Origin of the sequence: Sinorhizobium sp. P24N7 (assembly GCF_042436655.1) — a bacterium.
Lineage (GTDB): Bacteria > Pseudomonadota > Alphaproteobacteria > Rhizobiales > Rhizobiaceae > Sinorhizobium > Sinorhizobium meliloti_A.
Genome location: NZ_JBHMIW010000026.1, coordinates 59650 through 75025 on the forward strand (window position 1 = coordinate 59650; position 15376 = coordinate 75025).

Here is a 15376-nt window from a genome sequence, read left to right on the forward strand (position 1 = left end):
CTTGCGATGGCAATTTCTCTGCCCGCATTCGGAAGAACGAAGGAGATCGTACGCCGGGCCGCAGGCGATACGGATGGCGCCTACGTTTCCGTCGACAATCTCGTGGCGCTGGAATCGATCGCCACCGACCTGACGTTCCTGCGCAAGGCCCCCGTTCGCCGCTTCCTCGCCGGGCGCCATGAATCGCGCATGCGCGGTCGTGGCCTGAGCTTCGAGGAACTTCGAACCTATATGCCGGGGGACGATGTCCGAACGATCGACTGGCGCGTCACTGCCCGCACCGGGCAGCCATTCGTGCGCGTCTATAACGAAGAGAAGGACCGCCCCGCCCTCATCGTCGTCGACCAGCGCACCAACATGTTCTTCGGAAGCCGCCGGTCGATGAAATCGGTAGCCGCCGCCGAGGTTGCGGCGCTATGCGCCTGGCGCGTGATGACGCTCGGCGATCGCGTCGGCGGCGTGGTCTTCAACGACGTGAAGCAGGAAGCCATCCGGCCGCACCGGAGCCGCGGGGCCGTCATCCGTTTCGCCGAAACGATTTCGATCCAGAACAATGCGCTCAGCGCAGATTCCGACATCGAGAGGTCGCCCGGTCAACTGAATGCCGTTCTCGGCAGCGTCGCAGCCCTCGCCCGGCACGACCATCTGATCATCGTCGTCAGTGATTTCGACGGGCATGGGCCGGAGACACGCGATCTTCTCTTGCGAATGTCCGTCGCAAACGACGTCATTGCCGTCCTCGTCTACGATCCTTTCCTCCTCGACCTGCCGCGCCAGGGCGAAATGGTCGTGAGCGGCGGCGCGCTCCAGGCCGAGTTGCAGTTCGGCCGCGGCAATGTTCGCGATGCGGTAGACAGTTTTGCGCGCAACAGGGGCCGCGAACTGCTTTCTTGGCAGGAGGAGATGGGGCTGCCCATGCTGCCTGTCTCCGCGGCCGAAGAAGTGGCACCGCAATTGCGCACGCTCCTCGGCCAACTTGCCTGGCGGCAAAGGAGGCGGTAGATGGACCCGGCCCCCGCGCCCGATCCGATGCTCGACGCCACCTTGCGGCAGATGGCCGATATCGCCTTGCCGCCGCACGTATCGATGATGCCGGCCACCTGGGGCTGGGCGGCGCTCATCACGGCGGTGGCGCTCGTCCTCGCCGCGCTCCTCTGGCGCTGGCTGCGCCGACGCGCACGGAACCGTTATCGCCGGGAAGCGCTCGCGGAACTCTCCTATCTGGAGAAGGCCATCGACACGCCGGCCGGGCGCAGACACGCCTTGCAGAGCCTGCCCGCGCTTCTCAAGCGCACTGCGCTCGCGGCCTGGCAGAGGGAAACGGTCGCCTCCCTCAGTGGTGAAGGCTGGTCCGATTTCCTCCGCGCACATGCCGGCACGGCGGGGCTAAATGACGAAGCCTATCGTTTCTTCGCCGAGAGCGAATACCGCCCGTCGGCGCTAGCCTCGACGGACGAGGCTACGACGCGTCGGAGCCTCGCGGCGGCACGCCAATGGATCGAGGCCCACGATGTACGTCCTTGACCATCCCTGGGTCTTCGTGCTCCTGCCCGCGCCCCTTCTCGTCTGGTGGCTGCTGCCGCCATACCGGGAGCAGACGCCGGCGGTGCGCATTCCCTTCTTCGAGGACATCACCAGGGCCGCAGGCATCGGCCCGACGGAAGGCTCGGTCGTGCCGCGTGCCAACCTGCTCCAGAAGATCATCGCACCGATCTGCTGGGTTCTGGTACTGACGGCGCTCGCCCGCCCGCAATTCGTCGAGCCGCCGATCGAGAAGACCGAGCCGCAGCGCGATCTCATGCTCGCCCTCGACCTTTCCCAATCGATGGACACGCGCGACTTCAGCGATCCGCAGGGTAATCTCGAGGCGCGAGTCGATGCGGTAAAGGCCGTGGTGGCGGACTTCGTCGAGCGCCGCCCGCATGATCGGCTGGGCTTGATCGCCTTCGGCGACGCTCCCTACCCGCTCGTTCCCTTCACCATGGATCATACGACCGTCCGATCCATGCTGACAGGCGCCTTGCCCGGAATGGCCGGCCCGCGAACCGCGCTGGGCGACGCGATCGGGCTGTCGATCAAGCTGTTCGAGGAGAGCCGGGCGCCCGACAAGGTGCTGGTGGTCCTGACCGACGGCAACGACACCGCAAGCAAGATGCCCCCCGACAAGGCAGCCGAGATCGCGCATCAGAACAAGATCCGCATCCATGCGATCGGCATCGGCGATCCAAATGCCAAAGGAGAGGAGAAGCTCGACACGGCAGTTCTGCAGAAGATCGCCTCTGCGACCGGAGGGCGATATTTCTTCGGCCAGGACCAGCAGGCGCTTGCAGATATCTACGCTCTGCTCGACAGCATCACGCCGGCGAACCAGAAGACGCTGAGCTGGCGGCCACGCATCGAGCTGTTCCACCACCCGCTGGGTGCCGCCGTTCTCCTCGTGCTCGGCTATCACGGCTTGATGTGGCTGCTGTCGATCCGCGCCGCCCGCAGGCGTAACAGCGAGGCAGAAGCATGATCGCCGATTTCCACTTCCTTCGCCCGTGGTGGCTGCTTGCAGTCCTGGCGGCAGGACTGCTCGTATGGCTCATGCGCCGGCAACCGGATATGCGCTCCCGCTGGAAGCACCTGATCGCGCCCAATCTGCTCGATCACCTCCTCGTCGACCGTGGCCAGGCGCGCACGTTCCGGCCCGTCTATCTGGTGGCCGGCCTGATTGCCCTCTCGGGCCTTGCCGCGGCAGGCCCGACATGGGAACGCGAGCGTCCGCCCTTCGTCGAAGACACGGCGCCGCTCGCGATCGCGGTCGATCTGGGCCGGACGATGAATGCGACCGACATCTCGCCGACGCGGCTGGAGCGCGCTAAGCTCAAGGTGCGCGACATCATGGCCAGACGGAAAGGCGCCCGGACGGCATTGTTCGCCTATGCCGGCTCGGCCCACATGGTGCTGCCCCTGACCGAGGACGCGTCGCTTATCGCCACCTATCTCGCAGCCCTGTCGCCAGCCCTCATGCCCGTCGAAGGCAAGGACACCGCCATGGCGCTCGAAGCCGCCGAGGCGGCCCTGGCCGCCGAGCCGGCGCCGGGCACGATCCTGTTTCTGACCGATGGCGTCGAGCAGGGCGCATTTGCCGCTTTCTCGCAATATACGGGCCGCAACGACCTGATCGTGCTGGGCATCGGCACCGAAGAAGGCGGCCCGGTGAAAATCGGCAGCGGAGAATATCTGACGGACGGCAGTGGCGCCCGCGTTCAGGCACGGCTCGATGTCGACGCTTTGAAGGAACTCCAGTCGGCCTCCTCTGCGCAGGTGGCGACGGTCACCCTGGATGATGGCGACGTCGACTGGATCGTCCGGCGCATACAGACGTCCTTCGCACAAAGAACGGAGGAGGGTCTTACCCGTTGGCGCGATATGGGCTGGTACCTGACCATCGCGGTCGCGATCCTGGTCGTGTTCACCTTCCGCCGGGGTCAGAGCGTCCGTTGGCTCGGGGCCGTCGTGGTGCTCCTGTCGTTCGCCATGTCCGGGCGGGGGGAGGCGGCGGATTTCGTGGACCTGTGGCTGACGCCCGACCAGCAGGGACAGCGCGCTTTCTCCCGCGGCAACTATGCCGCCGCGGCAGAACTCTTCGCCGAGCCGCAATGGCGCGGTGTTTCGCTCTATCGTGCCGGCCGTTATCAGGACGCGATCGACGCCTTTGCCCAATCCACGGCACCGGAGAGCTATTTCAATCAAGGCAACGCCCTGATGCATCTGGACAAACCCGACGAAGCGATCGCCGCCTACCAGCAGGCTCTCAAGCAGCGCGGCGGTTGGACCGAGGCAAAGACCAATCTGGCGCTTGCGCAACGGCGCAAGAAGGAGAAGGACAAGCAGGAAGAGGAGAAGCAGCAGGAGGCCGCCGGACTGGACCCGGACGACGTACAGTTCGACGACAAGGCCAAGCACGGCAAGAAAGGTCAGGTCCAGGCCGGCGCGCAGACGGCGGAGATGTGGATGCGCAACATCCAGGTTTCGCCGGCCGCACTTCTCGCACGCAAGTTCGCGATCGAGGCATCGGAAGGGGACCGACAATGATGACCCCAGCGTCCCGTTTGTGCCGGCTCGTTGCAGCGCTGTTCTGCTGGGTCGCTGCCGCCGGTCCGGCCCTGTCCGCCGATCCGCTCGCCCGGGCCGCATTGCAGTCGGAGGGAACGCTCTATGCCGGTCAGCAAATTCTCATAGACGTCGACGTGCTTGTCCCGAATTACTTCCTGCAGCCACCGCAATTCCCCGCGATCGACCTGCCGGGCGCGATGGTGACGCTTGATGACGGGCGGGCGCTCAACCTCAACGAAACGATCGACGGGACGGCTTACTCGGGCATTCGCCGCACCTATATCGTCACGGCTCAATCGCCGGGCGATTTCACCCTGCCTCCTGCCGTGATCACTTTCGGCTATGCGGCAGTACCCCCTCAGGCCACTCGCGGCGAAGTTACGCTTCCACCGCTTCGCTTCACCGTTCGGGAAGCACCCGCGAATGCCGGAGAACGTCCCGGTGTGGTCGCCGCAAAGGTCAGCATCAGCCAGGAGCTCGATCGGGATCCGGCAGCTTTGAAGGCGGGAGACACACTGGTCCGGACGATCGCCGTGCGCGCCGTAGGCCTTCGCGCCATGATGATCCCCGAGCCGGATTTTTCAGCCCCGGACGGGGTACGCCTCTACCGGCAGGATCCCGCACTTTCGGAAGAAACGGACCGCAACGGCCAGTCAATTGCGGGTATCCGCAAGGATGTTGCAAGCTATCTCTTCCGGGAGCCCGGCACCTATGTCCTGCCCGCGGTGGCCCTGAGCTGGTTCGACCCGGCCTCCGCGGCGACGGAATCGGCAAGCGCACCCGCCGTAGGCGTGACCGTCGCAGCCGCGGCCTCCCACTCCCCGGCCATCGCGCCTCCGGCGGCCGAGCCGCAACGCCCGCCCTTCGACTGGCTGCGGCTGGCTGTGATCGGCGGTGGCGTGTTGCTCACTGCCCTCGTCCTTTGGGCTTCGGCCAACGGACTGAGCCGGCTGGAAGCATGGTGGCAGGAACGCCGCTCGAAAGAGCGGCAATCGGAGCCGGCATTTTTCCGTCAGCTGGAGCAGGCCTGCAGGAGCGGCTCGGACGAGGCCATCGCGCGCGCGCTCAACGCTTGGTCTCGCAAGGCGGGAGTGATGCCGCTCGAATTCTGGCTCGACCGATTTGCCGACGCCGAAACGCAGCAGGTCTACCGGACCCGGCAGGGAGCGCTTTACGGCCTTGCGAAGGCATCTTCCCCGCCGGTGCGCGGAGACCTGCTCCTTCCGGGGCTGAAAAAGGCACGGAAGATCTGGCTGACTCAAGGAGAGAAGGCGCCCCGACGCCGCGAGCCCGCCTTGCACCCACTCAACCCGACCATGCCCTGATACGAAGAATGCGAAACCGGGTCGTCTCTATCGATGCGTCGGTGCGATGTGCAGGCGTGCTACTATGCCGGAAGGGATTCGAGGGAGATCACACGTCCTTTTCCTCGTCCTCTCTTGGGCGCTGAATCTGTGGGGAGGTGGCATTAAGTGCAGTATCTCAAAGTGAATATGCCGGTATTCGTGGGTTCGGTGGGCGTCATCGCTCTGTTCGTCGGGATAGGTGTGATTGCGCCTAAGAGAGCTGAAGCGATTTTCAGCGGAATGCAATCTGCGATCCTGTCCGGTTTCGGTTGGCTCTACCTGCTCGCGGTCGCGATCTTTCTGTTTTCGATGCTCTTTTTGGCGTTCAGCCGCTACGGCGAGCTGAAGCTCGGGCCGGACGATTCAGAACCCGAATTCAGGTACCTGTCCTGGATCGCCATGTTGTTCGCCGCCGGCATGGGCATTGGCCTCATGTATTTTGCCGTCGGCGAGCCGATGACGCATTTTGCTTCGCCGCCGGAAGCCGAACCGCTGACGATCGCAGCCCAGCGCGAGGCAATGAGCGTGACCTTCTTCCATTGGGGCGTGCACGCCTGGGCGATATACTCGGTCGTCGGGCTGTCACTCGCCTATTTCGGATACCGTTACAACTTACCCCTGACCGTCCGATCCGGCCTCTACCCGCTCCTCAAGGAGGGTATTCACGGGCCGATCGGACATGTCGTGGATATTTTCGCGATCTGCGGGACAATGTTCGGGCTCGCAACCTCGCTCGGATTCGGAGTCCTTCAGATAAACTCCGGACTGAACTATCTGTTGGGTGTCCCCCAGTCGATCTACGTCCAGCTCCTGCTCGTGACCGTGGTCACGGCAATAGCGACCGTCTCGGTGGTCAGCGGCGTCGAGAAGGGTGTCCGCATTCTCAGCGAGACCAATCTGTTCCTGGCAGTACTGCTGATGCTCTTCGTGCTCGCGGTCGGACCGACGGGCACGCTCATGCGCGACTTCGTCCAGAACATCGGTCTCTACCTCGATAGCCTGGTTTTGCGAACCTTCAACATCTATGCCTATGAGCCGCGCCCGTGGATCGACAGCTGGACCCTGTTCTATTGGGCATGGTGGATTTCCTGGTCACCCTTCGTCGGCATGTTCATCGCGCGCATTTCCCGTGGGCGCACCGTGAGAGAGTTCGTCACCGCCGTCCTCTTCGTACCCGCCCTTTTCACTTTCCTCTGGATGACGGTCTTTGGAAACACGGCGATCTACGTGGACACGACGATCGCCAATGGCGAGCTGGCGCGTGACGTGAAGGCGGACCTTTCGGTCGCCCTTTTCCAGTTCTTCGAATATCTGCCGTGGCCCGCGGTAACCTCGACGCTCGCGGTTCTGCTCGTCAGCATATTCTTCGTGACCTCCAGCGACTCCGGCTCGCTGGTGATCGACACGATTGCGTCCGGCGGAGAAACGGCGACACCTGCTCTTCAGCGGATTTTCTGGTGTTCCCTCAGCGGTATCGTGGCGGCCGTTCTGCTCTCCACCGGCGGTCTGACGGCACTCCAATCCGCCACGATCTCCACGGCACTGCCGTTCAGCTTCGTGATGCTCATTCTGGTTTGGTCGCTGTTCGTCGGGATGCGGGCCGATCTCGCCCGCACACAATCACCCGGATCGGTCGGTCCGAGAGCCTATCCCGCGTCCGGCGTGCCCTGGCAGCGGCGCCTGGCGATGACCTTGAGCACGCCGGACAAACGTGCGGTGGAGAAATTCCTGCACGCCTCCGTGCTCCCGGCACTGGAGGCAGTGGCCAGGGAACTGACGCGCCGGTCCCGGCCGGCTTCGGTCGGTCGGGATGCCGAAACGGGAGCACTGACCCTCACGGTTCCGGCCGAAGGCCATCGCGATTTCGTCTATGGGGTGCAAATGTCGGAACACAAACTTCCGGCCTTCACCGCGCACGACGCAACCGTGGCAGATGTCCGCTACGAGGCGCGCACGTTCTTTTCGGACGGTAGCCGCGGCTATGACATCATGGGAATGGCGGACAACCAGATCATCAACGATGTTCTGTTTCAGTTCGAACGATACACGGGCTTCGTACGGTCCCCGGCGTCCTCGCTGCTGGCGACCTCGCCCGAAGAGCAATAGAGCACTTCCAGAGACCTTGCGCGTCTGTGCTTGTCACAGAGATCCAGCAGCGCCGCGTCTGCGGCGCGGGAAGCGTTCTTTCAGCCCAAGGACTTGGTCTGGCTCGATCCTGTGACGAGCACAGGGATAAAGCGATCGAACGAGACGCAGCGGGTGGCCCGAATCTAAACAGGCCTTGGAACATTGCCAGGAAGTCCGAAAAGGAAAGGCGGAGGCTTCCCCCCGCCTTTCCCGAAGATCGCAATATGGCTGGAATATGCGATCCTCGTTACTCGTCTGCATTGCCCACCCTACTGGCGATGGCGGCGGGCTTCGAAGACGTGCATCAACGCGGCGCCATGCTTTCCAACTCTCCGAGCCGCTTGAGCGCGGCCTGCTGTTGCAGCCAGGTATAGCTGATACCGCTGGCGTTCAGAGTGCTGCCCGGCTGGTAGGGATACTGGTCGAAGTCCTGGAAGAACTCCTTGATCTTGCCCTGGATCGGCACCAGGAGCCACATGTTTCGGGCGATGAAATCCATGGCCCCTCCCCCTTCTTTTGCACCTCGCTCATAGGGATCCATTCTCAGATTGGTAATATTGGCCCAGCTCGGCGTCTCGCGGGTGGCCGTGGCGATGTTGCCTTCACTGTTGATTGCGAAGCTGAGTTTCCAATCGTTCCACCGGATCGCATTCAGGTTGCCGCCCTGGTCGAAATAGTAGACCGCTTCGCGGGGCGGTTCCTTGGACTGGCCCTCCAGGAGCGCGGTGAGGTCGTAGCCGTCGAGATGGACCTTGAAGTTCTTGTCGCCAGACTGGAAGCCCGTCTTCATCTGCTCCTTGACGTCGGGGACACCGGCGGCGGCCGCGAAGGTCGGCATCCAGTCCATCAGGGTCACGGGATCGTTGATCTGCGTGCCCGGTTTCACCACGCCCGGCCAGCGCACCATCATAGGAATGCGGAAACCACCTTCCCAGGTTGTGCCCTTTTCCCCATGGAACATGGTCATCGCGCCATCCGGCCACAAAGCGAGCTCGGCGCCGTTGTCGGTGGTGTAGAGCACAATCGTGTTTTCGGTGATGCCGAGGTCGTCGAGCTGCTGCAGAAGCTGGCCGACATGGCCGTCATGCTCCACCATGCCGTCTGCGTGGATGCCCTTGCCCGTCTTGCCCAAGGATTCCGGCTTCAGATGGGTGAACACGTGCATGCGCGTCGAGTTGAACCAGCAGAAGAACGGCTTGTCGGCCTTTGCCTGACGATCGATGAAATCCTTCGCGGCCGCGAGGAACTCCTCGTCGACGGTCTCCATGCGCTTGGTGTTGAGCGCTCCGGTGTCTTCGATCTTACCGTCCGCGCTCGATTTGATGACTCCGCGTGGCCCGAAATTCTTCCGGAACTCCTCGTCCTTCGGGTAGAAGTAGCCTTCCGGCTCCTCTTCGGCATTCAAGTGGTAGTAGGTTGCCGAAGAACTCGTCGAAGCCGTGGTTCGTCGGCAGGTGCTCGTCGCGGTCCCCCAGGTGATTCTTGCCGAACTGGCCGGTTGCGTATCCCTTGGACTTCATGACGTCGGCGATGGTCGGCATCCAGTCTTGAATGCCGTGCGGGTCGCCGGGCATCCCGATCGTCAGCAGCCCCGTGCGGAACGGTTCCTGGCCGAGAATGAAGGAGGCACGCCCTGCGGTACAGCTCTGCTGCCCGTAAGCATCGGTGAAGATCGCGCCCTCGGCGGCGATACGATCGATGTTCGGCGTGCGATAACCCATTAGGCCCATGGTGTAGGCGCTGATTTGCGGAATGCCGATGTCGTCGCCGAAGATGACGAGGACGTTCGGCGGCTTGCCGGTGTTTGCCACCGGTTGCTCCTGAGCCTTCGCGCTGCCCACGGCCACGGCCCCGTTTGCCGCAGCAGCAGCTGCAAGGATCGTACCGCCCAGCAGGAGGCTCCGACGATCTATAGAGATCGATTCTTGCGCATTTTTGCGCTTTTCAGCATCTGGAAGGCCCATGCTTCACTCCTTGATTAAACTTGTACGTTCGAAGCCATGCGGGATCCGCGCACTCTGGAGCCCGCATGATTATCGGCCGAAGCATCTGGCGAGAGAAGTTGGACCAAGGGGCAACGCGACGGACGTTGCGCCGCCGTTTTAATTTTCTACAACATCCGAAAGGACGCACGAAGGCGCAGCAGGCGGTCACTGCAGTTTCCATGAGCTGGTCATGCTCTATGGAAGCCCTAGCGGGCGTCAAAACTCCGCGTCTTGATGGATTCCTTGAAACACCCGCGGTTTGCGAGTAAAATTACGGCAGCAATTCAAAGCGTTACAGAACCGTGCGATCGGAGGCGAACGGAGTTGCAACGTAAGCTGCACGCGAGTGGTGACGCTTTGCCAAACTTCATATGTGGAGGTTGTCATGCCCAACACTCTGATGGCAGGAAGAAGAAGCCAGGATTGGGCAAATCTGGTCTTGGCAGCGTGCCTGTTCCTCTCTCCCTGGGTCATCGGCTTTGCGGCTGAAGCCGCGCCGACGTGGAACGCCTGGATCGCCGGTATCGTGCTCGGCGCCCTTGCGGTCGCAATCCTTTCGGCCTTCGCCGAATGGGAGGAATGGGCCAATATGATAATCGGCCTGTGGTTGATCGTTTCTCCCTGGCTGCTCGGCTTCATGGGAAATGTGAACGCGATGTGGACCCATGTCATTCTCGGCGTGCTCGTCGCCGCAATCGCAGCCTGGGCGGTCTGGGACTATCGTCACCATTCACACGCCTAGATGACGATGACTCCAGCGTCGGATCGACCAGGGTCATGAACGATTCAAGTGGATTTAAAGCGCGCCGCATCGTTGAACGCGGCGCGCGGGGTCCAGCGGTCCTGCCGCTTATCACCCCACAGCGCGTTCCTGCACCACCGCGTCGATGTCCGGTACGCCGAGTTCGCGGCGTGAGCGCTCCGTCTCGATGGCGAGATCGAGCACTCGCTGCAGGTCCGCGGCATGGCGGAAACCCGGCTCGACGGTCCGGCCGGCCTTCACAGCCTCGACGAAGCGCTGGTAGTTGGTGGGCACGGTGCCGGCATCAACTGTCCGCCAAACGGCCTTTTCGACATCGGGCCCCGTGCAGCCGCGCAGGCTCGAACCATCAGGCGTATGGATTACTTCCAAGGCTCCCCTGTCGCCGTGCAGCCTGAGCCTCAGTTCGTTGAGATGGCCTGTCGCCCAGCGGCTGGCATGAATCACGGCCATCGCACCGTTTTCGAACTCCGCCGTCATGGCGAAGCTGTCATTGGCGTCGAGGTCGTACTCGCCGATACGGTTGTCCGGCGCCTTGTCGAAGGCTTTCAGGCGCGCGAATACCCGCTCGACCGAGCTGTTGGCACCGTAGCCGGCGAAGTCGAGAATGTGGATGCCGACATCGCCAAGCACGCCATTGGATCCGTGTTTCGTCGACAGCCGCCATAGCCATTTCGACTCGCTTGCCCAATCGCCCCAGGCCCGCGACACCAGCCAGCTCTGGAGATAGGAAGCCTCCAGATGCCGCACCCGGCCGATTTCGCCGGCAACCACGAGTTCACGCGCTTTCTGCAGCGGAGCGACGTTGCGATAGGTCAGATTGACCATGGTGACGAGGCCGGCCCGCTCGGCTGCGGCCGCCATCTCGGCGGCCTTCTCATAGTTTTCTGCCAACGGTTTTTCGCACAGCACATGCTTGCCGGCGGCAATGAGCGCCAGGGTCGTCGGGTGATGCGCCTTGTCGGGCGTCACATTGGTGGCGGCGTCGAACTCTCCCCAGGCGATCGCCTCGTCGAGAGAGGTGAAGGTGTTTTCGATGCCGTGCGTGACGGCAAAGGCCTTGGCACGGGACGGGTCCACGTCGACGGCGCCGACCATTTCGACGCCTTCGATCTCAGCAAAGGCTTTCGCATGGCTGTTGGCCATGCCGCCGGTTCCGAGAATTAGCAAACGCATGGCGGCCCCCTTCATCGATAGCCGGCTTCGCCGGCCCGGTGCAGTCTCGGGCCGCGCTCGACGATCGGCTCCAGCGCCTTCTCCACCGGGACGTTCGGCGCATCATGGATGGCCTTATAGGTGCCCTGCGGGTTGTACGCCCATTTCACCGCGTTCCGCAGTACCTTGTGTACGGTCGCGTCGTGATAGGTCGGGTAAGTCTCGTGCCCGGGGCGGAAATAAAAGATATTGCCCGCGCCGCGCCGCCAGGTGAGGCCCGATCGGAAGACCTCGCCGCCGGCAAACCAGGAGATGAACACCGTTTCCAGCGGCTCCGGCACTGAGAATTGCTCGCCATACATCTCCTCGTTCTCGATGACGAAGTTCTCGCCGAGCCCTTCGGCGATCGGGTGGCGCGGATTGACGACCCAGACGCGTTCGCGCTCTCCAGCCTCGCGCCACTTGAGCGCGCAGGGCGTGCCCATCAGCCGCTTGAACACCTTGGAGAAGTGGCCGGAATGGAGAACGATCAGACCCATGCCTTCCCAAACGCGTTTGGCGACGCGCTCCACGATGGCGTCGTCGACGGCGCCATGATCCTTGTGGCCCCACCACAGGAGCACGTCGGCGGCGGCGAGCCGCGCCTCGCTGAGCCCGTGTTCCGGCTCCTGCAGCGTCGCCGTCGTCGCATCGATCCCCGGGTCGGAATTGAGTGCGGCTGCGATCGTGTTGTGCATGCCGTCCGGGTAAATCTCCCGAACCACCGCATTCGTCTGCTCGTGGATGTTTTCACCCCACACGATGGCATTGATAGACAAGGTCATTCTCCTCGTGATTTGGGGCACCCGCTGCCGGATGCCGACCGTCCGTGACTTGAAGTGTGGGCGCGGAGCCGGGCCGGGAAAACCACACAGGTCCCCGCCCTTTTCTGCCCTAACGTTTGAGGCTTTGGAATGATCCGAAATCCTTCGGATCAGCCTTGGTTTCGAAACTTTCCGAGCGAAATCGGGTGGCTGCGTTCTAGGCCGCACCCCGCATTTCCGTCCGCCCGAGGGCCCGGCCGCCCGCATCGAAGCGGTGAACCTGGCCGGCGGCCGGCGAGATCCTGATCGTTTGCCCGGGCTGATGCTTGGCGATGCCGCTTTCGCGGACGATCACCGGCTCGCCGGTCCCGATGTCGAGATAAATATAGCTGTCGGAACCGAGCATCTCCGAATGGATGACGGTCCCACTCCACTCACCTCCCTGTTCCTCGATCTCCAGGTGTTCCGCGCGGATGCCTATCGTGTCCGCCTTGTATGGCTCTGCGAAGGCGCCGGAAAGAAAATTCATCTTCGGCGAACCGATGAAGCCGGCGACGAACACCGAATTCGGCGTCTCGTAAAGCTCCAGCGGCGTGCCGATCTGTTCGACGAGACCGTCCCTCAGGACACATATCCTGTCGGCGAGCGTCATCGCCTCGACCTGATCATGTGTCACATAGATCATCGTCGTCTTGTGCATGCTGCGGTGAAGCTTGGCGATTTCGAGCCGGGTGGCCACACGCAACGCCGCGTCGAGGTTCGAAAGCGGCTCGTCGAACAGAAAGACCTTGGGATCGCGAACGATCGCACGGCCGATCGCGACGCGCTGGCGCTGCCCGCCCGAAAGCTGGCGCGGCAGGCGTTCGAGATAGGGCGTGAGCTGCAGCATTTCCGCCGCCGCCTCGACCCGCTTGCGGCACTGCTGCTTGTCCTTGCCTGCGAGCTGCATCCCGAAGGCCATGTTTTCGTAGACCGTCATATGCGGATAGAGCGCATAGGACTGAAAGACCATGGCGATGCCGCGGCGCGAAGGCGTCAGCCGATTGACGATCTGGCCGTCGAAGGCAAGGGTTCCGGAGGTGATTTCCTCGAGCCCGGCGATCAGTCTCAGGAGGGTCGACTTGCCGCATCCGGAAGGGCCGACGAAGACCATGAACTCGCCCGACCTGATTTCCATGCTGACGCCCTTGATCACATCGAAGGCGCCGAAGGACTTGCGGATATCGCGCAATTGAAGCTCTGCCATCTTGTTCTCCTATCCTTTGACGCCACCGGCCGTCAGGCCGGAAATGATCCGCCGCTGGAAGATCAGCACGAGGACCACGAGAGGCACGGTGACGATCACGGATGCCGCCATGATGTTGCCCCAGGGAATCTCGAACTGGCTGCCGCCCGAAAGCAGGGCGATCGCGACCGGCACGGTGCGCTGCGTGTTCGACGACGTGAATGTCAGCGCGAAGAGGAACTCGTTCCATGCCGCAATGAAGGCCAGCAACCCGGTCGTCACCAGCGCCGGCCACATCAGCGGCATGAAGACGCGGGTGATCACCACCCACGGCGAGGCGCCGTCGACGATCGCCGCCTCTTCGATCTCGATCGGCAGGTCTCGCATGAAGGTGGTCAGGACCCAGACCGTAAACGGCAGCGTGAAGATCATGTAGGAAAAGATGAGCGCGAGCGGCGTGTTGAAGATCCCGACGAAGCGGATGAGCTCGAAGAGACCTGCAAGAACGGCGATCTGCGGGAACATCGAGACCGACAGGATCGTCAGGAGAAGCAGACCGCGGCCGCGGAAGCGTACCCGGGCAAGCGCATAGGCTGCGGTCACGGCAAGAAGCAGCGATATGGCAACCACCAGCGTGGCGACGAGGAGTGAGTTGCCGAGATTGCGCACGAAGGTTCCGTGCGAAAAGATGTCGGCATAATTGGCGAGCGAAATATCCGTCGGCCAGTAGTCGATACGAAACAGCGCCGTGCCGGACTTCAGGCTCGTCAGGATCGCGTAATAGAAGGGAAAGACTGCGACGAGGATGATGACGGCAACCAGCGCGTAGAACGCGGCCCGCTTTGCGATCGCGACGACCATCAGCGTTCTCCTCCGCTCAAATTCAGGCGGCCGAGCCACATGTAGAGGATCGTAATCGTCGCGATGATCAGGAACAGCAGGGTCGAGGCGGCCGCCCCATAGGCGAACTTGTCGAAATCGAAAAGGTTTTCGCGCGCCATGACCGACATGGTCTTGGTCTGCGCGTTGTTGGGCGTCAGCACATAGATGAGGTCGAAAATGCGCAACGCGTCGAGCATGCGGAAGATGACCGCGACCATCAGCGCCGGCCGGATCAACGGCAGGGTGACCCGCCAGAAGATGCGTACCGGATGGACTCCGTCGATTCTGGCCGCCTCATAAATATCGCCCGGCACCATTTGCAGGCCGGCGAGGATCAGGAGCGCCATGAAGGGCGTCGTCTTCCACACGTCCACGATCAGTACGGCGATCATGGCTGTGTCGGGGCTGGCGGTCCAGGCGATCTTCTCGCCGATCAGACCGAGGCCGAGCAGCATGTCGTTGAGGATGCCGAACTGGTCGTTGAGCATCCAGGCCCACATTTTCGCGGAGACGATGGTCGGGATCGCCCATGGGATCAGGATCGCGGCACGGACGAGGCCGCGACCGGGAAACCGGGCGTTGAGCACCAAAGCGACGACAAGGCCCAGCGCCGTTTCGATGCTGACCGAAAGAACCGTGAATTTGAGCGTGTTCCAGACCGCATTCCACCAGGCGGGATCCGCAAGCAGGCCCCTGTAAATCGTCCGCCCGCTCTTCAGGGTGACCCATGAGAGATAATTTGCGAAGCCGACGAATTCGGCGCCCGACAGATTGGTCAGCGACGCGTTGGTGAAACTAAAATAGATGGTTCTGATGAGCGGCCAGCCGGCAACGAGCGCCAGGACGAGGAAGGTTGGCGCGAGAAAGAGCCAGGCCGAACGGACCCGTTGCGCCTGCAGGTCCGAGCCTATCCTGCCGCCATGCGCAAGCGCAGCCGGCCGATCCGCGAGGGAGAGATCAGTCATGACGTGAGCCTACCGGTTGGCGCGGGT

12 protein-coding genes and 1 pseudogene are annotated in these 15376 nt (G+C 62.7%); 7 read left to right on the forward strand and 6 right to left on the reverse strand.

Annotation, left to right across the window (positions count from 1 at the left end; genetic code table 11):
• Positions 1–6 precede the first annotated feature (6 nt).
• The 6 genes from ACFHWW_RS31795 to ACFHWW_RS31820 all read left to right on the forward strand — a co-directional run bounded on the left by ACFHWW_RS31795 (position 7) and on the right by ACFHWW_RS31820 (position 7553).
• Entirely contained in the window at positions 7–1002 is a 996-nt protein-coding gene (locus ACFHWW_RS31795; protein ID WP_379943249.1) for a DUF58 domain-containing protein, read from the forward strand.
• Positions 1003–1524 (forward strand): DUF4381 domain-containing protein, encoded by a 522-nt coding sequence (locus ACFHWW_RS31800; RefSeq protein ID WP_379943251.1) that lies wholly within the window; start codon positions 1003–1005, stop codon positions 1522–1524.
• Positions 1511–2515, forward strand: a complete 1005-nt coding sequence (locus ACFHWW_RS31805; protein WP_379943253.1) for a vWA domain-containing protein — start codon at positions 1511–1513, stop codon at positions 2513–2515. Before ACFHWW_RS31800 ends, ACFHWW_RS31805 begins: the two co-directional genes overlap by 14 nt.
• Positions 2512–4080 carry a VWA domain-containing protein gene (locus tag ACFHWW_RS31810; RefSeq protein ID WP_379943255.1) on the forward strand — a complete coding sequence of 523 codons (1569 nt, stop codon included), beginning with the start codon at positions 2512–2514 and terminating at the stop codon, positions 4078–4080. The genes ACFHWW_RS31805 and ACFHWW_RS31810 overlap by 4 nt, the downstream gene beginning before the upstream one ends.
• Positions 4077–5426, forward strand: coding sequence for a BatD family protein (locus ACFHWW_RS31815; RefSeq protein WP_379943257.1), 1350 nt, complete (start codon positions 4077–4079; stop codon positions 5424–5426). Before ACFHWW_RS31810 ends, ACFHWW_RS31815 begins: the two co-directional genes overlap by 4 nt.
• Before the next feature lie 147 nt (positions 5427–5573).
• Positions 5574–7553: a BCCT family transporter gene (locus ACFHWW_RS31820; RefSeq protein WP_379943259.1), complete on the forward strand. Its 1980-nt coding sequence runs from the start codon at positions 5574–5576 to the stop codon at positions 7551–7553.
• Between the two features lie 325 nt (positions 7554–7878).
• On the opposite strand, the pseudogene ACFHWW_RS31825 reads toward ACFHWW_RS31820, so the two are convergent.
• Positions 7879–9538, reverse strand: a pseudogene (locus ACFHWW_RS31825) (arylsulfatase).
• A 406-nt stretch (positions 9539–9944) separates the two neighbouring features.
• On the opposite strand from ACFHWW_RS31825, the gene ACFHWW_RS31830 reads away from it, so the two are divergent.
• Positions 9945–10301 (forward strand): SPW repeat protein, encoded by a 357-nt coding sequence (locus tag ACFHWW_RS31830; protein WP_379943261.1) that lies wholly within the window; start codon positions 9945–9947, stop codon positions 10299–10301.
• A 111-nt stretch (positions 10302–10412) separates the two neighbouring features.
• Here ACFHWW_RS31830 and ACFHWW_RS31835 read toward each other — a convergent pair whose 3' ends face one another.
• The 5 genes from ACFHWW_RS31835 to ACFHWW_RS31855 form a co-directional block, all read right to left on the reverse strand.
• Complete coding sequence (locus ACFHWW_RS31835) at positions 10413–11495, reverse strand: Gfo/Idh/MocA family protein (RefSeq protein ID WP_379943263.1); 1083 nt, start codon at positions 11493–11495, stop codon at positions 10413–10415.
• 11 nt (positions 11496–11506) lie between these two features.
• On the reverse strand, positions 11507–12292 hold the full coding sequence (locus tag ACFHWW_RS31840; RefSeq protein ID WP_198516742.1) for a ThuA domain-containing protein: 786 nt from the start codon (positions 12290–12292) through the stop codon (positions 11507–11509).
• A 202-nt stretch (positions 12293–12494) separates the two neighbouring features.
• Entirely contained in the window at positions 12495–13523 is a 1029-nt protein-coding gene (locus ACFHWW_RS31845; RefSeq protein ID WP_275598718.1) for an ABC transporter ATP-binding protein, read from the reverse strand.
• Positions 13524–13532: 9 nt separating this feature from the next.
• Positions 13533–14363 carry a carbohydrate ABC transporter permease gene (locus tag ACFHWW_RS31850; protein WP_275598717.1) on the reverse strand — a complete coding sequence of 277 codons (831 nt, stop codon included), beginning with the start codon at positions 14361–14363 and terminating at the stop codon, positions 13533–13535.
• Complete coding sequence (locus ACFHWW_RS31855) at positions 14363–15349, reverse strand: carbohydrate ABC transporter permease (protein WP_379943266.1); 987 nt, start codon at positions 15347–15349, stop codon at positions 14363–14365. Before ACFHWW_RS31855 ends, ACFHWW_RS31850 begins: the two co-directional genes overlap by 1 nt.
• Positions 15350–15376: the final 27 nt, after the last annotated feature.